Consider the following 21288-nt stretch of genomic DNA (forward strand, 5'->3'; position numbering starts at 1 on the left):
TGTATTAGTTCATGCTCTGTATAGCATAAGGCAAACTGTCATTGTGAACTATCATCTCACGCCAACAGGTAAACCCATGAAGGCAGACTAGATCAGTATGAATAACCGATAAATCCGTTTTGTTTAATTGGACCGGTATATTTTTCGGCATTAACGAGACTCAGCCGAAAGTCAGCCACATCTACAACCAACAATCATGGGTTGTAGATGTCCTACTTTTAAGATACAGCGCATTTTTTGGTTAAATCAGGTTACTGATAAAAATCACCAAAATAATAAACGGAACGACAAATTTCACATAATTAAACCAAACCTTGATAAAGGTGGAATTCAGGGCCGGGGAGAGTTCTTTTTTCGCTTCCTCTTTTAATACGAAACCGACGAAAATAGCGCAACCCAGTGCGGTGAGCATAAACAGAATGTTGCCGCTGACGAAATCAAAGGCATCAAAAATACTTTTGCCGAAGAAAGTGACGTTTTTCCATACATTATCGCCGAGAATCGCCGGCACGTTGCCTAATAAGAAAATCCCGCCGAGGGTCAAAATAATGGCTTTGCTTCGACGCATTCTGAGTTTTTCCTGTAAAGCGGTGATGATGACCTCGTAAATGGTGATGGAAGTAGTCAGCGCGGCGATCAACAGTAAACTGAAGAAAACAATGGCGAAGAATTTACCCGCCCATAAATGGGAGAACACAATCGGTAGGCTTTGGAATACCAAGGTTGGTCCGGCGTTCGGTTCAATGCCGAAGGTGAATAGCGAAGGGAAAATCATGAATCCCGCCAGCACTGCAATAATGGTGTTGGTGAAACCGGTGATGACGGCGGTTTGAATAAGATTTTCTTCTTTATTTAGGTAACTGGAAAGGGTGATTAATACACCAAAACCAAGACTTAACGCGAAGAAAACCTGTCCTAATACGAAAATAAATAATTCGGCTGTGATTTTGGAGAAATCGGGTTTTAGGTAAAAGGTGATCCCTTCCATGGCGCCCGGTAAAGTGATATTGCGAATCACCATGCCGATTAAGAAAATAAAGAGCAACGGCATAAGGTACCTCACAGCGCGTTCAATGCCGCCGATAATGCCTTTTGCCAAAATGATGTAATTCACTAACGCAAAAAGTGCGGTGTAAATAATGATTTCTAAGGGACTGTTGCTGATGTGTACTTCGTAGAAATCTTGGGCGACTTCTTTTGTGATAGTAGTGGAAATATCCAGCGTGCCGGTGATTAAGTTGATGATGTAGGTGATTACCCAGCCGCCAAGCACCATGTAATACGCCATGATACCGAAGGCGCCGAGCAAGCCCATATAACCGATGATTTTCCAATATTTGGAAATGCCTTTATCGAGAATTTTGTCGCCGAAGGCATCAATAGAGTTCACCCGCAAACGGCGACCGATGACGTTTTCCACTAAGATCATCGGGATCCCGATTAAAATCATGGCTAAACAGAATAACAACACATAGGCACCGCCGCCGTGTTCGCCTACCAAATAAGGAAAGCGCCATGTTGCACCAAAGCCTACGGTTGCACCGGCGACAGTAAGCACATAAGTTAAGCGACTGGACCAGGTTTGTCGTTCCGGTTTCGTTGTTGTCATAAGTTTTCCTGTATCTCTTAAATTTTAATATTCCGTTTTATCTTTATATTCACATAAATCTTCAATAATGCACGCCCCGCAACGGGGTTTGCGCGCCACGCAGGTATAACGCCCGTGCAGAATCAGCCAATGGTGCACATCCACTTTAAATTCGGCGGGCACCACTTTAATCAATTTTTCTTCCACTTTCACCACATCTTTGCCGGGTGCAAAGCCGGTACGATTACACACGCGGAAAATGTGGGTGTCCACAGCGATAGTGGGATGTCCGAAGGCGGTGTTTAGCACCACATTAGCGGTTTTTCTGCCGACACCGGCAAGGGCTTCTAAGGCGGCGCGATCTTCCGGCACGTCGCCGTTGTGTTTTTCAATTAAATCACGGCAGGTTTTGATGATATTTTCCGCTTTGCTGTTAAACAAACCGATGGTTTTAATGTACTCCTTCAAACCATCCACACCTAACGCCAAAATCGTTTGTGGGGTATTGGCGACGGGAAACAGTTTGTCCGTCGCCTTGTTCACGCCTTTGTCGGTGGCTTGTGCCGATAGAATCACCGCAATTAACAATTCAAAAGGGGAACTGAAATTCAGTTCCGTCGTTGGGTGCGGATTAGCAGCGCGTAGGCGTTTTAGGATTTCAATTCTTTTTTCTTTATTCATAAACTTCCTTTTACTTTTTTGCTTGTGCAAAAAATACACACCAAGCTAATTTGCTTATCTGAGCTTGGTTAGAATTTTCCTAAGAATTCAAAGTCGCTCAGACAAATTATATGAGGATAAATTATCTGAGCATTATTTCTTTTAAACTACTTTTTTGTATCTATTACATTTTTTAAGGCTAACAACAAAGCTAAACCAATAAATGCGCCGGGAGGCAAAATCGCAAGTAACAGATTACTGTCATTGTGGAAAAATTCAATCCGCATGAATTTAGCCCAATCGCCCAGCAAATTTTCGATGCCGTCAAATAAAGTACCGTTGCCGATGATTTCGCGGATGCCGCCGAGCGCTACTAAACTGAATAACATCCCTAATCCCATGGAAAAACCGTCAAAGGAGGAATGGGAAATGCTGTTCTTGGAAGCAAAGGCTTCGGCGCGACCGATCACAATACAGTTGGTGACGATGAGCGGAATAAAAATCCCGAGAGATTGATAAAGCGCGTAGGTATAGGCATTCATCAATAATTGCACAGCGGTTACCGTGGTTGCGATGATCATCACATAAATCGGAATGCGGATTTCATTGGGGATGTGCTTACGGAAAAGAGAAACTACCGTGTTCGTACACGTCAGCACAAGCATGGTGGCTAAACCCAGCCCGAGGGCGTTGGTCACGGAGTTGGACACCGCCAGCAGCGGACACAACCCAAGCAGTTGCACCACGGTGGAGTTGTTGGTCCAGATGCCCTGAATGAAAATCGTTTTCCAAATGCTTTTTTCATTTGAAATATTATTCATAAGCTCACTTGTTCGCTTATTCACCCCTTCGGGGCCGTTGGCAGAACCAACGTTCAAAAAATGTTGTTTTTTGTCAACCGCACTTTTGGCTTCGGTTTGTTGCAGTTCTTGTGTTTCGTCTAATTTATCCATCACTTTCTCTCTCTTTCGGCAGATTATCCAGCATAGCCAATGCCGCCCGTTTCACTTGGTTAACCACAGCGCGGGGCGTGATGGTGGCACCGGCGAATTGATCGAATTTACCGCCGTCTTTTTTCACCGCCCATTCTGCGGCATTTTCGTTGCTGATAACCTGATGATCAAAACTTAAAACCCAGTTGGAAATGCGGGTTTCAATTTTATCGCCTAATCCCGGGGTTTCGTGGTGTTCCGTAATGCGCACGCCAAGCACTTCGCCATCAGGTTTCATGCCCACCAAAATATGAATATCGCCGGAATAGCCATCATGCGCCGTGCTTTCAAAGGCATAGGCAGTAGTCACGCCGTCTTTCTTTGCCGTGCATATTTTGCTTATCTCCACGACTTGTAATGTCCCCGCTTGCGGTGCATAACAAGCCTGCGTCAGATCATTATTGAAGTAATCCTGCGGGATCACTTGTAGTAACAGTTCCTGTTGCTGTGCCTGTATTGCCTGCTTGATTTTATCTTTGGTTAAAAAGTAAATGCCACCGGAAATTATTGTGCAGCAAAACGCAACAAACGCCAACAATATAGCGGATTTAGAAGTGACTTTAATGGTTTGCATACTCTCTTACCTCCGATGACCGGCAACCCGCGGGCGGGTATAGTGATCAATTAACGGCACGCAAATGTTGCTGAGTAAAATCGCGAAGGCGACACCGTCAGGATAGTTGCCATAAAAACGGATTAAATACAACAAGCTTCCTACCAACGCACCGAACACCAATTTGCCGCGCGGCGTGATGGAAGCTGTGACCGGATCGGTGGCGATAAAGAATGCGCCGAACATCATGGCGCCGCTCATTAACTGCGCCGGTAAGCTTAATTGCGCGCCGTTGCCGAATAATTCGGTCAGTAAATCTAACAACGCAAAACTGCCTAACATGGCTGTAGGGATTTGCCAGTGAATGATTTTTTTTAGAATTAAGAATACACCACCGATAAGAAACGCCACGTTAATTTGCCACCACCCTTGCGCAAGGTCCCAGCCATTTTGCGTAAAAATTGGTAATTTCACCAAATCGTAAAATGCCACATCGGCGCTGCAATCGGAACAAAGGGCTGAATAGAAAGTTCGTGCGCTGTCGAGCGGAGTTGCCTGTGTAATGCCGTCAATGGATGCCGTTAATTGGTGCAGACTAAAACCGTCGGAGGTCAGCCCTGAAAAAATCAACAATGCCGCATCATGAAAGGTCGGCGGTTCCGCTAATAATGCGATAGGTGGCATCCAAGTAGTCATTTGTAACGGGAACGACACGAGCAGCACCACATAACCCACCATGGCAGGATTAAACGGATTTTGCCCCAAGCCGCCATAAACGTGCTTGCCGAGAATCACTGCACAAAACGTACCAATCAGAATAACCCAGTAAGGTGCGTAAGGTGGGATGGCAACGGCGAGAATAAGTGCGGTCAAAATCACGCTAAAATCGGAAATGTAACTTAACATCCTTTTTTTGCGTAACCGCGTTACCGCCAATTCCAGCAATAATGCAAACATAATTGCCAACGCCGATTGAATCAACACACCAAAGCCGAAATAATGAACTTGCAAAACGATTGCCGGAATCATGGCAAAAATCACCCAAAACATCACGCGCGCCGTGAGCTTGCCGGAATGGGTATGGGGTGAACTTATCATCTTAAACATTTATCGTTCCTTAATCTTGTTGCGTGTTTTCACGTTGGGCTTTCTTCGCTTTCGCACGGGCAATAGCGGCGGCAACAGCGGCTTTGCGCGGATCGTTCTCTGCGCCATTTTCACCGGAAATATTGACCGCACTTTTTGCCGTTTCAGGTTCGTTTGCTTCGACGGCTTCCGTTTGCTGCGCCGCTTTCTTGGCTTTCGCACGGGCAATAGCGGCGGCAACGGTAGATTTTTTATCCTCAAGTGCGGTGGTTTTTTCTAGCGTTTTTTCTAGCGTTTTTTCTGTTTTCTGCGACGGCGAGTGTGCCGCTTCCGCCTGACGGGCTAAACGACGGGCTTTGCGTTGTGCCATGATGTCGCTGTTGTCAGGCAGGATATGACCTTTTTCGTCAACAATGGTTTTCTGTTCTGCCTGCGTAGCTTCCGTCGTTTCGGCTTTTTTCGCTTTTAAGCGCGCTAAGGCGGCAGCCACTGGATCCACGCCTTTTTGTTGCGCCAATTCTTCACGACGGGCGGCTGCAGCACGTTGTGAGCGATCTTTGCGTTCCTGTTCTTCCCGTTCCAAACGGGCTTGGCGTTGTTCAAAACGTATTTTAGCTTCTTCCGCCAATTTGGCTTTGTGTTTGATTTCCCAGATTTTAGCTTTTTCCCGGCGGAAATATTGAATTAACGGAATGTGACTTGGGCAAACATAAGCGCACACGCCGCATTCAATACAATCTTTGAGGGAATATTCTTCCGATTTTTCGTGATCTTCGCTGCGTGCAAACCAATACAATTGCTGCGGCATGAGTTTCACCGGGCAGGCATCGGAACAGGCAGAACAGCGAATACAATTTTTTTCTTCTTCCGGCGGGGCGTATTCAAAATGATCCGGCGCCAACAGGCAGTTGGTCACTTTGGTCATCGGCGCATTTAAATCGGGCAGAATAAAGCCCATCATCGGACCGCCCATGAAGACCGGGAAACGATCGTCGTATTGATAGCCCGTTTCGCGCAACAAGTGATAAATCGGCGTTCCAAAACGCGCCCAATAGTTGCCTTTATCGGCGATTTTATCACCGGTGAGGGTGACGACGCGCTCAATCAGCGGTTCATCATCCATCACTGCGCGTTTAATAGCAAAAGCGGTGCCGATGTTTTGCATCAGCACGCCGATACCGGAGGAGCGTTGACCGCTAGGTACCTCCATGCCGGTCAGCACTTGAATTAACTGTTTTGCCGCGCCGGAAGGGTATTTGGTCGGAATCACTCGGATTTCAATATCGTTGGCGCCGTGTAAGGCGCGTTCCAAGGATTTCACCGCTTTTGGTTTATTATCTTCAACGGCGATCACCACTTTCTCAGGGCGTAAAATGTAGCGCAAAATACGCACGCCTTCGATAATTTCATCAGCATAATCACGCATTAAGCGATCGTCGCAGGTAATGTAAGGTTCACATTCCGCGCCGTTAATAATCAGTAATTTCACCTGTTTCTCGGCGGAATGAATTTTTGCCGCGGTCGGGAATACCGCGCCACCCAGACCGGCAATGCCCGCCTGATAAATTTTTTCGATTAACTGTTCCGGCGTTTGGCTAAGGAAATCCTCCAACGGGGTTTGCTCGCGCCATTGATCTAATCCATCCGCTTTAATATGCACACAGGTTTCCGGTAGACCGGAAGGATGGGCGGTGACATAAGGCATCACATCAATGACCGTGCCTGAAGTAGGCGCATGAACCGGCAGCGAACGCAAACCGTCCCCCTGGGTGAGCGGTTGACCTTTCAAAACATGATCGCCGCATTTTACCAATAAATTGCCCGCTGTGCCGGCGTGTTGTTTCAGAGGAACGTAGAAATTATCGGGCAACGGCAAGGTACGAATAGGCGCGCGGTTGGATTGGGATTTCATGTCGGGCGGATGAATGCCGCCATCGAATTCCCAAAGCTTGCCACTGTTGAAACGGGTTAATACATCAGCCATTTATTTCCCCACAATGATTTTCTTTTCGGCCGATGTGGTGTCAATAATCGGAATGACTAAATTAGGATCGAATTTCCAATCCCAGCTATCAATATTTTTTTCCACTTTAATCATCGAAATACAACTAGTCGGGCAGGGAGCAACGCAAAGTTCGCAGCCTGTACACAAATCGGGAATAATGGTGTGCATGGATTTGTTGGTGCCGATAATGGCATCCACCGGGCAGGCTTGGATACATTTGGTGCAGCCGATACACATATTTTCATCAATAAATGCCACTTTCGGTTCGGGATCTTCTGCTAAATCCGTTTCCGGCGCATCAACCCCCAGCAACTCGGCAATTTTAATCACTGTCGGGCGGCCACCCGGAATACATTTGGTAATCACATCACCGTTAGCAATGGCTTCTGCGTAAGGTTTACAACCGGGATAACCGCATTGCCCGCATTGGCTCTGCGGCAAAATAGCATCAATTTTTTCCACGATGGGATCGGCTTCCACCTTCAGTTTAACCGACGCAAAGCCCAAAATGGCGCCAAAAATCAGCGCCAACACAGCTATGGCAATGAGTACGTAGTGGAAGGTAGTCATTATAGTTTCACTAATCCGGTGAAGCCCATAAAGGCAAGCGACATTAAGCCTGCCGTAATCAGGGCGATGGACGCGCCACGAAACGGCATGGGCACATCGGCGGCAACCAGACGTTCACGCAAGGCGGCGAATAAGACTAAAACCAAAGCGAAACCAGCGGATGCGCCGAAGCCATAAGCCACGGATTCCGTTAAATTATGAGCAAGATTGACGTTCAATAACGCCACGCCAAGCACCGCACAGTTGGTGGTAATCAGTGGCAGGAAAATGCCCAATAAACGATATAGAGTCGGGCTGGTTTTATTGATGACCATTTCGGTAAATTGCACCACCACGGCGATCACTAAAATAAACACTAGGGTACGTAAGAACGTGGCGTTTAAAGGCGCGAGAATATAATTATCGATCAAATAAGAACACAACGCCGCCACCGTCAGCACGAAGGTTGTTGCCAAGCCCATGCCGATGGCGGTCTCGATTTTTTTTGAAACGCCCATAAAAGGGCAAAGCCCAAGGAATTTCACCAGCACGAAGTTATTAATTAATGCCGTGCCGATGATCAGTAAAATATAATGTGTCATAGAGTTCGATTCGTTCGTGTAAGCGGTGTATTATCGCTATTTACGGGCTTAAGAACAATAAAAAATTGGGATAAATTCTAGCAAAAACGATCGCACTTTTTTATACACTGAAAAGCGTGTTTTAGAAAAGTGCGGTCAAAAATTTTGGTGAATTTTACACGCCGAAAGCCTTTGGGCAGGAAGGAATAAATTATGGGATTTCTTGCGCAAGAAATTCGCCGAGATCCGGATACTCAAATTGAAAGCCTTGTGCCAACAAATGTTGCGGCACGAGATTTTGGCTGTCCAGCAACAAACCGGCGCGTTCGCCGAGCATGAGTTTCAGGATAAATGCCGGCACTGTTGCAAAGTGCGGTCGGCGCAGGGTTTTGCCTAATAGGGCATTAAATTCGGCATTACGTACGGCGTGCGGTGCAACAAAATTAAAGGCGCCGCGACAATCGGGATTTTCCAGTAAAAATAAAATCCCACGCACCATGTCCGCCAGCGAGATCCAGCCCCAATATTGCTTGCCTGTGCTTAATTTTACACCCAATCCGCAACGATATAACGGCAGCATTTGCGCCAGCGCGCCACCTTGTGTGCCGAGCACAATGCCCGTGCGCACCAAACAAACCCGTGTATTGGCTTTCAGCGCTGCCGCTTCCCAACGCCGACACAAACGGGCGGCGAAGTTGCCTACGGGTGGGCTATGTTCGTCAATGATCTGTTCGCCGCAATCGCCGTAATACCCCGTCGCCGAACCGGAAATAAAACATTGCGGCGGATCATCGCTGCGGTTAATGAGTTGCGCCAGTTTTTCCGTTAAAGAAACGCGGCTGGATTCCAACCGCACTTTTTGGATTTCCGTCCAACGGCGGGCAAAAATCGGCTCGCCCGCCAAATTAATAATGGCGTCAAATTGATTGAAATGCTGAAAATAATCCAATGTATTAATCAATTCAATATTTTTGGGAAGTTGTTTTTGCGCCTTGGCGGGGTGGCGTGCCAAGGCGGTGATTTGATGATGTTGTGCCAGTAACGAAGGAATTAGTGCACTTCCGATAAAACCGGTGCCACCTGTCATAAGAATTTTCATGCGCTTCCTCCGTGGTTGATGAATTAAAAGGCGTTTTCGAATAAATCCTGAATGCGTAACATTAAGTTATTGATGTCGGTGTTTTTGGTTGGTGTGACAAAAATCGTATCGTCGCCCGCAATATTGCCTAAAATGCCTTCCACTTTACTGATTGAATCAAGCAGGCGGGCGATCAGCTGTGCCGCACCGGGGGAAGTTCGAATGACGATTAATATGCCGTTATGGTCAATGTCCAGCACTAAATCTCTTAATGACGTTTGAGTATTCGGCACGCTGAGTTCGCTCGGTAGGCAATACACCATTTCCATACGCGTGTTACGGGTGCGCACGGCGCCGAATTTGCTGAGCATACGGGATACTTTCGATTGGTTTACGCTACGAAAACCAAGTTTTTGAAGCTCGGCGGCAATTTCCGTTTGTGAACCGTATTTTTCTTCGCGTAATAAAGTTTTAAATGCTTTGACCAGATTGTCCGGATTTTTATTCAACATAGGTTTGTCTCTTGTGGAACATAAGTGGCTGAATTTTGCATAAAAGCAGTGACTTTAGCAAATAAATATTTAATTAAAACGGAAAAGTGCGGTCATAAAAAATTATGTTTTTTGTGATTTTTATGTTCAATAGAAAATAAAAAATTTGAGTTAGATCGCACATTTGCACCTGCCTGTTTGAATTTAAAAATTGATCAGCGTACAATTTTTTCAGATTTTTTAACCACCTATTTTTTACTACATGAGGAGAATGAAATGAAAGTTGCTGTTTTAGGTGCCGCAGGCGGTATCGGTCAAGCATTGGCATTATTACTGAAGTTACAACTGCCGGCAGGTTCCGAATTGTCACTTTATGATATTGCGCCGGTTACTCCGGGTGTTGCGGTGGATGTGAGCCACATTCCTACGGCGGTGAAAATTGAAGGCTTTGGCGGTGAAGATCCGACACCTGCGCTTAAAGGCGCGGATGTGGTGTTAATTTCTGCCGGTGTGGCGCGTAAACCGGGTATGGATCGCTCCGATTTATTCAACATTAATGCAGGTATCGTGCGTAATTTAATCGAAAAAGTGGCAATAACTTGTCCGAAAGCCTGTATCGGTATCATCACCAACCCGGTCAATACCACAGTTGCTATCGCGGCGGAAGTGTTGAAAAAAGCCGGTGTTTATGACAAGCGTAAATTATTCGGCGTGACCACCTTGGATGTGCTTCGTTCCGAAACTTTCGTTTCCGAATTAAAAGGCTTAAATGCTTATCGCACCACCGTGCCTGTCATCGGCGGACACTCCGGTGTGACTATTCTTCCGTTATTATCTCAAGTGCAATACGTTGAATGGAAAGAGGACGAAATTGAACCGTTAACCAAACGCATTCAAAATGCCGGCACCGAAGTAGTAAACGCGAAAGCCGGCGGCGGTTCCGCAACCTTATCCATGGCGCAGGCGGCAGCCCGTTTTGCTAATGCTGTAGTCCGCGGTTTACAAGGTGAAACCGTCGTAGAATGCAGCTATGTGGAAGGCGACGGCAAATACGCCCGCTTCTTCGCACAACCGGTTCGCTTCGGCAAGGAAGGTGTGGAAGAAATTCTACCAATCGGTAAACTCAGCGCCTTGGAACAACAGGCTTTAGAAACCATGTTACCGACATTGCGTGCAGATATTGAATTAGGTGAGAAGTTTATTAATCCATAGGCTGACCTCGGGCATAGCATAAAAAGTGCGGTGAATATTTTCTGCGTTTTTATTGCTTTCGTTCCCTATCGAGAAAATCCCCGCTTGAACGGGGATTTTCTCTATCTGGGAATACGTAGAATATGAGAAATGGCTAAAATGCACAAGCTACTATTTTAGTCAGGTTGTATTAAAGCATTATGTGTATTAACCACTCTGACACGACATAAAAAATTAATATTCATTTTATAAAGATAAAAACTGTCATTAGTAGCACGAGTACTTTTCGCTAAGATAAAAGTGTCACTGTATTTTGCTAATACGTAATAGGCTTTGCCTTCAATTTCTAATGAGTCAAATACTGTTTTGAAATGTGGGCGGGAATATCCGACGATAAACGCACATATTACAAAATAACAATAGGTAGCCAACATCACATAAATTTTATTTTTATATAAAAACGCGAGAGTCGTGTTGATAGAAATCGTATCGATGTGCTTGTGAATATAATTTTTAAACAAAAGAGTAAAGATAAAAGTAATGCCAATATAGAAGATTGCGAAAAGATAATTAACTTTTCCAACTGTCAGGATGTAACCAAGAATAACCGGAATAAAGAAGACATTACACAGAATATAAGTCCGCAACAGATTCATGCAGTAATCGGTCATGAATGGTCTGGCTTTTTTTAACCCAAACAAGCCAACTAAATAAGTTGCCAAGAGGATAATACTTACCCAAATTACATACCCGAAACTACGTGCTACATTACCGGTGCCCACATCTACATACCACCATGGGAAGCCATAAAAATAAGATTGTCCCCAGCCATAGCCGTAAGCTACTGACCAACCCAAAACGACTAAAAAAGCCATAGAAATCGAAGATGAGATAAGTTTACTTAAGGTTTTTAACATAAAGACTTTAATTTATTGTTGGTAAAATAAGAGTGAAAATCATTTTATGAAAAAATTATCTTAGTTCAAGTTTTACGGGTCTGTTTGAACAGAATTTATTCACATGTTACCTATTTACTCATTGGGATTTTTTATCAGGAAGCCTATAAAACTCCCAGAATAATAGATAAGGATAAATAAAATTTTAGGGTAACTATTTTCTATAAAGTAAGTTGTTGGGTTTGTGAATGCAAAAGCATAAGGAGGATTTTAAATTGATTTTTAATTCGTATGTTATCTAGTATGATCAATTTAAACTGACACAAAAGTGCGGTAGAAAAATACCGTGTTTTTCCGCCGCACTTTTGTGTTCTGTAGTAGCCGGGAATTAATTCACTTTTACAATCCAACCTTCCGGCGCTTCCACGTCACCGAATTGGATGCCGGTGAGTTCGTCGTAAAGGCGTTTGGTGACTGGACCCACTTCGGTTTCGGAATAGAAAACGTGGAAATCATCGCCGTATTGGATTCCGCCGATTGGGGAGATAACGGCGGCAGTTCCGCAAGCACCGGCTTCGGTAAATTGACCGAGTTCGTTGATATACACATCGCCTTCAATAGTTTCCATACCTAAGCGTTCTTTGGCTAAATAAAGTAGCGAGTATTTGGTGATACTTGGCAAAATAGACGGAGAAAGCGGAGTGATGAATTTGTTATCGCGGGTAATACCGAAAAAGTTTGCCGCGCCCACTTCTTCAATTTTGGTATGGGTTTTCGGATCAAGATAGATGGCATCGGCGAATTTGCGTTCGGCGGCAAGTTCATGCGGTAACAAACTTGCCGCGTAGTTTCCACCCACTTTCACGCCACCGGTACCGTGCGGTGCAGCGCGGTCATAATCGGTCACCAGGAAATTGGACGGTTTCATGCCGCCTTTGAAATAAGCACCGACCGGGCAGCAGAATACGCAGAAAATATATTCCGGTGCCGGGCGCACGCCGATGTTTTCACCCACGCCGATCACGAACGGACGCAAATATAAGGTCGCTCCGGTACCGTAAGGTGCCACCCAGCGTTCATTAGCTTTCACCACTTCTTTACAGGCGCGGATAAATAATTCGGTAGGCACTTGCGACATTAATAAACGATCGCAGGTATTTTGCATACGTTTGGCATTTTGGTCGGGGCGAAAAAGGTTAATTGAACCGTCTTTACAGCGGTAAGCTTTTAAGCCTTCAAAACATTGTTGACCGTAGTGAAGTGCGGTAGATCCTTCGTGAATATGGAGTGTGCTGTCGGTGCTTAATTCACCGTTGTTCCATTTGCCCTCTTTCCAGCGGGCGATGAAACGATAATCCGTTTTGATATAACTGAAGCCGAGATTTTTCCAATCAAGTAAGTCTGACATAGTTTTTCCTTATGTGTATATTGTTATTTAGGTTATTTTTAATCTACCTTATTCCATAAGGATTTAAAATATTTTAATCACAAAAACAAATGAAATTTTGGGCGAAGAAGCGAAGCGCACTCGGATTTGTGAGCGGGAGCAGGAAATCGGCAGATAACTATGTTAGAATTCAGCCATAAAAAACACCGCTCTTTTTAGGGAGCGGTGTCCGGCGAATAAGCCTAATATACAGGAAATAAAATAGTAACTTTTGTTACTTCGTTTGGAACAACCAAACAATATGCAAACACAACATCATACTTAATTGGAAACTCTTTAACCAGTAAGAAAGTACCAAACACTAAGTATTGTTGTATTGTATGCAAAATGGAAATATTGGGCAAAAGAGATTTTTTTATTGGATTTATAAAAAAAAATAATCTGATTAACCGCATTTGTAAATAAACCATTTAGGAATTATCATGTATAAGCGTTTGCCACCGTTAAACTCGCTTAAAGCCTTTGAGGCCGCTGCCAGATTTTTAAGTTTCACCAAAGCGGCGGATGAGCTTTTTGTTACCCAAGCGGCGATTAGCCACCAAATTAAACTGCTGGAAGATTTTTTAGGCGTGGAACTCTTTAAACGAAAAAACCGCGCCCTGGAACTCACGGATTTCGGCAAAGCCTATTATGCCGATATTACGAAAATCCTTTTCCGTTTAGTGGAAGCCACCGATAAACTGCTTGCTTTAAAAACCGATAAACACTTAACCATCAGTGTGCCGCAAACCTTTGGGATTCAATGGTTAGTGCCGCGTTTGAGTGATTTTAATAGGCTACATCCCGATATTGAAGTGCGTTTAAAAGGCGTGGATCAGGATGAGGGTTTACTTAGCCAGGATATTGATATTGCCATTTATTACGGCAAGGGCAATTGGGATAACTTACAGCTGGATCGTCTGGTGGAGGAGGATTTATTGATTCTTGCTTCGCCGAAATTATTGGCGCAAAAACCGATTCATCATCGAGACGATTTAAAACATCATACGCTGCTGCATATTCACGCCCGTGACAATTGGCAACACATGGCGAATTATCTGGAACTGGAAGATTTAAATATTCAGCAAGGTCCGATTTTCAGCCACACGTTTATGGCGTTACAGGCGGCGATTCACGAGCAGGGCATTGTGCTTGCCAATCGAATTTTAGCGCAGCAAGAGCTGGATAACGGCAATTTACAGCCGGTTTTTGACACGAATTTACGCGATCCGAAATCCTTTTATGTCGTCAATCATTTGGATAACAACAAAGATGAACGAATCGTCGCGTTCCGTTCCTGGATTATTCAAACTATCAATCAAGAAGAAAATAAACAAGAAAATGAATAAGTTGGCATTATATTGTCGAATGGGCTTTGAGCGCGAGCTGGCGGCAGAAATCACCGATAAAGCGGCGGAAAAGGGCGTGTTTGGATTTGCCCGCATGGCGGAAAACAGCGGCTATGTGATATTTGAATGCTATCAGCCCGGCGATGCCGATTTATTGGCGCGTGAGTTGCCTTTTCAACAGCTGATTTTCGCCCGTCAAATGTTGGTGGTGTCCGATTTATTAACGGATTTACCGCAACAGGATCGCATCACGCCGATTGTTCACCAATATCAACAAATTGCCGATACCATTGCGTTGAAAAACAGCAGTGAATTATGGGTGGAAACCGCCGATACCAACGAAGCAAAGGAATTACTCGGATTTTGTCGCAAATTTACCGTGCCGTTGCGTCAAGCGTTGAAAAAGCAAGGCTGGCTGAATGCCAAACCTAATCAAAAGTGCGGTCTGACATTACATCTTTTTTTCTTACGCAATAACGCCTGCTATGTGGGCTATTCCTATAATCACAACCATTCCGCGCATTTGATGGGCATTCAGCGCTTAAAATTTCCCGCCGAGGTGCCAAGTCGTTCTACGCTGAAACTGGAAGAGGCGATTTTAACCTTCATTTCGCGCCACCAAGAACCGGAATTGCTTAATGAGACGATGTATGCCGTGGATCTCGGCGCTTGCCCGGGTGGCTGGACCTATCAATTGGTGAAGCGCGGTTTATTTGTGTATGCGGTGGATCACGGCAAAATGGCGGCAAGTCTGCACGAGACGGGGCGCATTGAACATTGTGCGGAAGACGGGTTTAAATTTCAGCCGCCGAAGCGACGTAAAATCGATTGGCTGGTGTGCGATATGGTGGAGCAACCGAGCCGAATTGCGGAACTGATGACCAAATGGCTGCTCAACGGCTGGTGCCACAGCATGATTTTCAACCTAAAACTGCCGATGAAAAAACGCTATGCCCAAGTACAACAATGCCTGCAACTGATTGCGGATAAATTGTCGCAACAAGGCTTAAAATATCGGTTACAGGCAAAACATTTGTATCATGATCGTGAAGAAATTACCGTTTATCTTCGATTGTTGTAAGAGGCGGTAAAATTTTTATTTTTTATACCGCACTTTACACAAATTACTTGTAAAATAACCGCCCACAGATGACCTAAAGTGCGGTTGTTTTTTTCAGTGTTTTTATTGGAGGCAATATGCGTTGTCCTTTTTGTTCAACGGAAGAAACCAAAGTCATTGACAGTCGTTTGGTTTCCGATGGTTTTCAGGTGCGTCGGCGCAGAGAGTGCGGTCAGTGTCACGAGCGTTTTACCACCTTTGAAACGGCGGAATTAATCGTGCCGAAAATTATTAAAAATAACGGTAATCGCGAGCCGTTTAACGAAGACAAATTACGTCGCGGCATTCAGCACGCGCTGGAAAAACGCCCGGTTAGCTCCGACGACGTGGAAAAGGCAATTAGCCGTATTATTCACCAATTACGCGCCACCGGCGAGCGTGAAGTGCCAAGTAAATTGGTGGGTACGCTTGTGATGGACGAGTTAAAAAATCTGGATAAAGTGGCGTATATCCGTTTTGCGTCCGTGTATTTGAGCTTTGATAACATTAATGAATTTAGCCAAGAAATCGAAAACCTCAAGGATCAATAATGGACGCACAATTTAGCCCGCAAGATGTCGCTTTTATGCAACTCGCCCTGGATTTAGCCAAACAGGGCGAATTTACCACCACACCGAATCCTTCGGTGGGATGCGTGTTGGTAAAAAACGGCAAAATTGTGGGCAAAGGTTTCCATTTTAAAGCGGGCGAACCCCATGCCGAAGTGATGGCATTGCGTGAAGCCGGTGAAAATGCCCGTGGCGCCACGGCGTATGTGACCCTTGAGCCCTGTTCCCATTTCGGACGTACACCGCCTTGCGCCAAAGGGCTGGTGGAAGCCGGCGTAAGTAAGGTGATTGCCGCCATGTGCGATCCGAATCCGCAGGTAGCGGGCAAAGGATTACAGATTTTAGCGGATGCCGGCATTCAAAGTGCGGTAGGTTTATTAGAAGAAAAAGCGGAACAGCTTAACAAAGGTTTCTTAAAACGGATGCGTACGGGCAAGCCTTTCGTGCAGTTAAAATTGGCTATGAGCATTGATGGCAAAACCGCCATGGCGAGCGGCGAAAGCAAATGGATCACCGGCGCACAGGCAAGAATGGATGTGCAACAATATCGTGCCAAAGCTTCGGCGATGTTATCTACCTCACAAACGGTACTGGCGGACGATCCGAGTTTAAATGTGCGTTGGGCTGAATTGCCAAATGAAACACAAGCCCGCTACATACAGGAAAATTTACGCCAGCCGGTACGCGTTATTTTGGATTCCACTCATAAAGTGCGGTCGGATTTTAAGGTGTTTTTAACGGATGCTCCTGTTTGGCTGGCAGGTGAGGATGACTTTCAACTAACGGGTTTTCCGGCGTCAACGGAATATTTAAAATTAGACCGAAGCCATGGCGAAAGCCGTTTACAGGCACTGATGACAGAATTGGGCAAACGTCAGATCAATACGCTTTGGGTCGAAGCGGGTGCCACCTTAGCCGGCGCGCTAATTGCCGAAAACCTGGTAGATGAATTAATCATCTATATGGCGCCAAAACTGTTAGGCGATCACGCCAAAGATTTATGTCATTTGCCCCATTTAACCCGACTCGCCGACGCGCCTTTATGGCAATTGCAATCTTGTGAACCTACCGGCGACGATCTTAAATTAATTTATATAAGAAAATAAGGAACACAATGTTAAAAAAAATCTTACATTCCGCACTCATCGGTTTGGTTACGGCAGGTGTGATTTTGTTTGTGCTACCGAAAATCACCGGGAAATCCGTGTTACCGGAGCAAGAAATCGCCTCTTATAAAGATGCAGTGCGTATTGCTTCGCCGGCGGTTGTGAACGTTTATAATCAGGCGTTTACTTCTTCGTCCGCGCAATTGCAGGTGAATAACCTCGGTTCGGGCGTGATCATGTCAAAAGACGGTTATATTCTGACGAACAAACACGTTATTCAAAATGCCGATCAAATTGTAGTAGCGTTGCAAAACGGGCATATTTTTGATGCGGCGCTCATTGGTTCCGATTCTTTAACGGATTTGGCAGTATTAAAAATTAAAGCGGATAATTTATCCACGATTCCGCAAAATCTCAGCCGTCCGGTGCATGTGGGAGATGTGGGGCTGGCAATCGGCAATCCGTATAACCTGGGGCAAAGCGTGTCACAGGGGATTATCAGTGCGGTGGGACGTAGCGCGGTGGGTGAGGCGCTCGGGCGACAAAACTTCATTCAAACAGACGCCTCTATTAACCGTGGGAATTCCGGTGGCGCGTTGATTAATTCCGCCGGCGAACTGGTGGGCATCAGCACGTTGAGTATCGGTAAAACCTCCAATGAAATTGCCGAAGGTCTTAATTTTGCCATTCCTATTGACTTGGCAAATGATGTGATGAAAAAAATTATTCGTGACGGACGAGTGATTCGCGGCTATTTCGGCGTGCAAACGGATATTTTGTTTAGCAACGGACAAGGTTCTTCCGAACGCGGGATTTTAATTACCGGCGTCATTGAAAACAGCCCGGCGGCGAAAGCCGGATTACAAGCCGGCGATATTATTTTGAAAATCAATAAGGTAGAGGCCCATTCACCGACAGAAATGATGAAACTGATTGCCGATGTGCGCCCGAATACGAAAGTTGAAGTGGAAATATCCCGCTTAGGTAAAACTTATAAACTTCCGGTAATTATTGAAGAATATACATTTAATCAATAGGTTGTTAAATGGATCGAATAAAAACCAGCCATTTTTTTGCCTGTTTGGATCGCTTGAGATTGATTCAGCGCTGGTCGCTTATGCGTAATATTGAACGGGAAAATCTGGCGGAACATAGCTTACAGGTGGCATTTGTCGGGCACGCCTTAGCCTTAATTAAAAATCGTTTTTACGGTGCACAACTGAATGCAGAGCGCATTGCGGTGATGGCGATGTATCACGACACATCGGAAATTTTTACCGGCGATCTGCCGACACCAATCAAATATTTCAATGAAGAGATTACCCATGCTTACAAACAAATTGAGACCGCTGCCGAGTTGCATTTGATCAGTTTGTTGCCGGAAGAATTGCAGGCAGATTTTTTACCCTATCTGGATAGTCACTATTTTTCGGATGATGAAAAACATATTGTGAAACAGGCAGATTTAATCTGTGCTTATATCAAGGTGAAATTTGAACTGGGAAATGGTAATCAGGAATTTAGATCGGCAAAAGTGCGGTTAGAAAATCTGATGGATCAGTGGCGAAGCCCGGAAATGGATTATTTTTTACAGGTGTTTGTGCCGAGTTTTGGTAAGTCTATTGATGAAATTACCTTGTAAGTTAAATTTATAAAAAATCTCCTGCGGTGAAAACGGCAGGAAATTTTTTATCATCGAGAAATGATGCTACATCCAGAAAATACACGCGATGGTGGCAATGACAAGTATACAAGTGATGTCAATATATTTGCCGACCCGAATCATATCACTTTGTTTTACGTTACCCGTACCGTATACAATGGCATTCGGTGGTGTACCTACCGGCAACATAAAAGCACAGGATGCACCCAAACCGATAATCATGGCAAACCCGAGCGGTGACATATTTAGTGCGTGTGCAATAGAGATGAAAATCGGCACTAGCAGCGCCGCGCTGGCAGTGTTAGAAGTAAATTCGGTTAAGCAAACGATAAAGGCAGCGATAATCAGTGCCATAACATAAGTGTGTCCGCCGTTGATTAAATAGACAATGCCATCTGCCATAATTTTACTTGCACCGGAGTTTTCCAAGACAGAACTCAGGGTTAAACCGCCGCCGAATAAAAACAGCACGCCCCATTCGGTGTTCGATTGAATTTCTTTCCAAGTAGCAATACCGCTAACACAAATAACCACGGCGGCACACAGAGCAATCATGCTGTCTATACTTTCGATAGCTTTCGGTAATCCGAGTAATACAGTCAGCGCAGAATTCAATTGTTTACTGAAAATCCATAGTGAAGCGACAAGGGCAAAAATCACTAAGGTTAACCAGCGTTTGTTATCCATTTTCATTTGTTCAAATTGAACATCAAAACGTAAATTCAAACGTGGGCGGAAAATAATGTAAAGCCAGCCGATAATGATTGGAAACAGTAATAACATCATAGGTAAGCCATATTTTAACCAATCGGCAAAACTGAGGTGTAATTGGGAGGCGGCTATAGCGTTTGGTGGACTACCTACCAAGGTACCCATGCCGCCGATACTGGCGCTGTAAGCAATACCGAGCAATACGAAGACATAAGTATTATGCTCTTTTTGGCGATCCATTTGACTCAGAATACTCATGGAAAGCGGGATCATCATGGCGGCGGTAGCTGTATTACTCATCCACATGGATAAAAAGGCGGTGGCGAAGAAAATATACATAACAGCGATAAATAAACGGCCTCTTGCCAAATGCATGATTTTATTGGCAATCATTTTATCGATTTTCTGTACATTTAACGCTGTTGCCAATGCAAAACCGCCAAAGAACAGAAAAATCGTCGGATCGGCAAATGCTACCAGCGCCTCTCGGCTGTTTACCAAGCCAAGTCCTACGGATAAAATCGGTACAAAAAGGGCGGTTACGCTAACATTTATGGCCTCGGTTAACCATAAAATGCCGACAAACGCCAATAATGCCAAACCGCGATTGGCTTGTTCATCAAAGGGAAGCACATTAAGAAGAATGACAAAAAGAATGACATCAATAACGAAAATCATACTTTTCTTGTTTATTTTGCTTTTCTGTGATGGAGTAAAAAGTGGTGTAATCATAAATCACCCTAAAAATAGAAAGACAAAAATCATAAAATAATATGTCACAACAGGAATATACCTGAGAGACTATGCGCTACGTCAACAAAATGCGACTTTTATGCCATGTATGGCAAAAGTGCTCCAAATGATAATTCATCGTAGCTGCTCTTCATGGAAAAAAAGACTAATAAAGGGTAGCAAGAATGATTTGCTCCGGATCGACGGAAATCCAAACCTGTTGCTCAAGCTCAATATGTTGAGTTTTGGTGAGTGTAGCACAGAACTCAATTTTTAAATCTTCTAAGACTAAAATTGCTTCTCCTGCCTCCCCTTTGTCAATAATGGATTTTACCGTTGCACGGAATTGATTCGGCATATTTCTTGCCTGTTTGGCGCGGATTTTTACCCAAGGTGCTTTAAACATCAACATAACTTCCTTATTTAATTCAAGTTTTAAACGCACCGCACTTTTTTCTGTAATCGACACGGTTAATGGCTCGGAAAAGCCTTCCAGCTCGATATCCACAAAACAATGTACATCTTCAAAACGTAATGCCTGAACGATGCCGAAAAACTGATTGCGTGCGCTACTTTGCAGCGAAAACCGCGCGGTAGCGGAAAGCAAACTGTTGAGCGGAACCTTTTCGTCTTTCAAAATGCTAAAGGCCTTTTCTTGTGTTTGTTCAAGTAAATCATAAAGTTGCAGCAACCGTTGCGCATAAACGGTAAGCGCCGTGCCGCCGCCGTTTTTGCCGCCGATATTGCGTTCCAGTAACGGTTTCGGGCTGATTTTATTCATGGCTTCAAGGTGATCCCAGGCGCTTTTGTAACTGACTTTGGCATTTTTTGCCGCTTGGTTAATGGAGCCGCATTTTTCAATTTCTTTTAATAAACGGATCCGCTTCGGATCTGCGAAGAGTTGTTGTTTCAATTTGATGGTGAGTAAAATTTCGGTACTTCGCATGTGGTTTTCCCCTCAAA

The 21288-nt window shown here is 44.7% G+C and carries 21 protein-coding genes; 7 read left to right on the top strand and 14 right to left on the bottom strand.

Features of this window, described 5'->3' with window-relative positions:
- Positions 1-241 precede the first annotated feature (241 nt).
- From LIN98_RS07495 to argR, 10 genes are all read right to left on the bottom strand, one after another.
- Entirely contained in the window at positions 242-1609 is a 1368-nt protein-coding gene (locus LIN98_RS07495) for a sodium-dependent transporter (RefSeq protein WP_005545874.1), read from the bottom strand.
- A 24-nt stretch (positions 1610-1633) separates the two neighbouring features.
- On the bottom strand, positions 1634-2269 hold the full coding sequence (gene nth, locus LIN98_RS07500) for an endonuclease III (protein ID WP_005544001.1): 636 nt from the start codon (positions 2267-2269) through the stop codon (positions 1634-1636).
- A 146-nt stretch (positions 2270-2415) separates the two neighbouring features.
- Positions 2416-3201, bottom strand: coding sequence for an electron transport complex subunit E (locus LIN98_RS07505; protein WP_005590166.1), 786 nt, complete (start codon positions 3199-3201; stop codon positions 2416-2418).
- The gene (gene rsxG, locus LIN98_RS07510; protein WP_005544008.1) at positions 3194-3814 is read right to left on the bottom strand and encodes an electron transport complex subunit RsxG; all 621 of its coding nucleotides are present in this window, start codon (positions 3812-3814) and stop codon (positions 3194-3196) included. Before rsxG ends, LIN98_RS07505 begins: the two co-directional genes overlap by 8 nt.
- 6 nt (positions 3815-3820) lie before the next feature.
- Positions 3821-4900 carry an electron transport complex subunit RsxD gene (gene rsxD, locus LIN98_RS07515; RefSeq protein ID WP_005545871.1) on the bottom strand — a complete coding sequence of 360 codons (1080 nt, stop codon included), beginning with the start codon at positions 4898-4900 and terminating at the stop codon, positions 3821-3823.
- Between the two features lie 10 nt (positions 4901-4910).
- Positions 4911-6863, bottom strand: a complete 1953-nt coding sequence (rsxC, locus tag LIN98_RS07520) for an electron transport complex subunit RsxC (protein WP_005590165.1) — start codon at positions 6861-6863, stop codon at positions 4911-4913.
- The gene (gene rsxB, locus LIN98_RS07525) at positions 6864-7454 is read right to left on the bottom strand and encodes an electron transport complex subunit RsxB (RefSeq protein WP_005585539.1); all 591 of its coding nucleotides are present in this window, start codon (positions 7452-7454) and stop codon (positions 6864-6866) included.
- The gene (rsxA, locus tag LIN98_RS07530) at positions 7454-8035 is read right to left on the bottom strand and encodes an electron transport complex subunit RsxA (protein WP_005538237.1); all 582 of its coding nucleotides are present in this window, start codon (positions 8033-8035) and stop codon (positions 7454-7456) included. Before rsxA ends, rsxB begins: the two co-directional genes overlap by 1 nt.
- 190 nt (positions 8036-8225) lie before the next feature.
- The gene (locus LIN98_RS07535) at positions 8226-9113 is read right to left on the bottom strand and encodes a TIGR01777 family oxidoreductase (RefSeq protein ID WP_005566725.1); all 888 of its coding nucleotides are present in this window, start codon (positions 9111-9113) and stop codon (positions 8226-8228) included.
- 23 nt (positions 9114-9136) lie between these two features.
- Positions 9137-9604: a transcriptional regulator ArgR gene (gene argR, locus LIN98_RS07540; protein ID WP_005545859.1), complete on the bottom strand. Its 468-nt coding sequence runs from the start codon at positions 9602-9604 to the stop codon at positions 9137-9139.
- Between the two features lie 255 nt (positions 9605-9859).
- Here argR and mdh point away from each other — a divergent pair, with 255 nt between their 5' ends.
- Positions 9860-10795: a malate dehydrogenase gene (gene mdh / locus LIN98_RS07545; protein WP_005566727.1), complete on the top strand. Its 936-nt coding sequence runs from the start codon at positions 9860-9862 to the stop codon at positions 10793-10795.
- 155 nt (positions 10796-10950) lie between these two features.
- Here the strand turns inward: mdh and LIN98_RS07550 are convergent, their stop codons facing one another.
- Together LIN98_RS07550 and LIN98_RS07555 are read right to left on the bottom strand one after the other, a co-directional pair.
- Positions 10951-11691: a hypothetical protein gene (locus tag LIN98_RS07550; RefSeq protein ID WP_014167725.1), complete on the bottom strand. Its 741-nt coding sequence runs from the start codon at positions 11689-11691 to the stop codon at positions 10951-10953.
- A 367-nt stretch (positions 11692-12058) separates the two neighbouring features.
- Positions 12059-13078 carry a branched-chain amino acid aminotransferase gene (locus LIN98_RS07555; protein ID WP_005570313.1) on the bottom strand — a complete coding sequence of 340 codons (1020 nt, stop codon included), beginning with the start codon at positions 13076-13078 and terminating at the stop codon, positions 12059-12061.
- Positions 13079-13539: 461 nt separating this feature from the next.
- Between LIN98_RS07555 and LIN98_RS07560 the strand changes: the two genes are divergently transcribed.
- The 6 genes from LIN98_RS07560 to yfbR all read left to right on the top strand — a co-directional run bounded on the left by LIN98_RS07560 (position 13540) and on the right by yfbR (position 18861).
- Positions 13540-14445, top strand: a complete 906-nt coding sequence (locus LIN98_RS07560) for a transcriptional regulator GcvA (protein ID WP_005538253.1) — start codon at positions 13540-13542, stop codon at positions 14443-14445.
- Positions 14438-15526, top strand: coding sequence for a 23S rRNA (cytidine(2498)-2'-O)-methyltransferase RlmM (gene rlmM / locus LIN98_RS07565; RefSeq protein WP_041915482.1), 1089 nt, complete (start codon positions 14438-14440; stop codon positions 15524-15526). The genes LIN98_RS07560 and rlmM overlap by 8 nt, the downstream gene beginning before the upstream one ends.
- A 116-nt stretch (positions 15527-15642) precedes the next feature.
- Positions 15643-16095: a transcriptional regulator NrdR gene (gene nrdR / locus LIN98_RS07570; protein ID WP_005538258.1), complete on the top strand. Its 453-nt coding sequence runs from the start codon at positions 15643-15645 to the stop codon at positions 16093-16095.
- Positions 16095-17219 carry a bifunctional diaminohydroxyphosphoribosylaminopyrimidine deaminase/5-amino-6-(5-phosphoribosylamino)uracil reductase RibD gene (gene ribD / locus LIN98_RS07575; protein WP_005571596.1) on the top strand — a complete coding sequence of 375 codons (1125 nt, stop codon included), beginning with the start codon at positions 16095-16097 and terminating at the stop codon, positions 17217-17219. Before nrdR ends, ribD begins: the two co-directional genes overlap by 1 nt.
- Positions 17220-17227: 8 nt before the next feature.
- Positions 17228-18256: an outer membrane-stress sensor serine endopeptidase DegS gene (gene degS / locus LIN98_RS07580; RefSeq protein WP_014167723.1), complete on the top strand. Its 1029-nt coding sequence runs from the start codon at positions 17228-17230 to the stop codon at positions 18254-18256.
- An 8-nt stretch (positions 18257-18264) separates the two neighbouring features.
- Complete coding sequence (yfbR, locus tag LIN98_RS07585; protein ID WP_005545851.1) at positions 18265-18861, top strand: 5'-deoxynucleotidase; 597 nt, start codon at positions 18265-18267, stop codon at positions 18859-18861.
- Positions 18862-18927: 66 nt separating this feature from the next.
- On the opposite strand, the gene LIN98_RS07590 is transcribed toward yfbR, so the two are convergent.
- On the bottom strand, positions 18928-20271 hold the full coding sequence (locus tag LIN98_RS07590) for a DASS family sodium-coupled anion symporter (RefSeq protein ID WP_005545850.1): 1344 nt from the start codon (positions 20269-20271) through the stop codon (positions 18928-18930).
- Positions 20272-20491: 220 nt separating this feature from the next.
- Positions 20492-21271 (bottom strand): TOBE domain-containing protein, encoded by a 780-nt coding sequence (locus LIN98_RS07595; protein WP_148326190.1) that lies wholly within the window; start codon positions 21269-21271, stop codon positions 20492-20494.
- Positions 21272-21288: the final 17 nt, after the last annotated feature.

The sequence above is a fragment of the Aggregatibacter actinomycetemcomitans genome (assembly GCF_023518055.1).
Lineage (GTDB): Bacteria > Pseudomonadota > Gammaproteobacteria > Enterobacterales > Pasteurellaceae > Aggregatibacter > Aggregatibacter actinomycetemcomitans.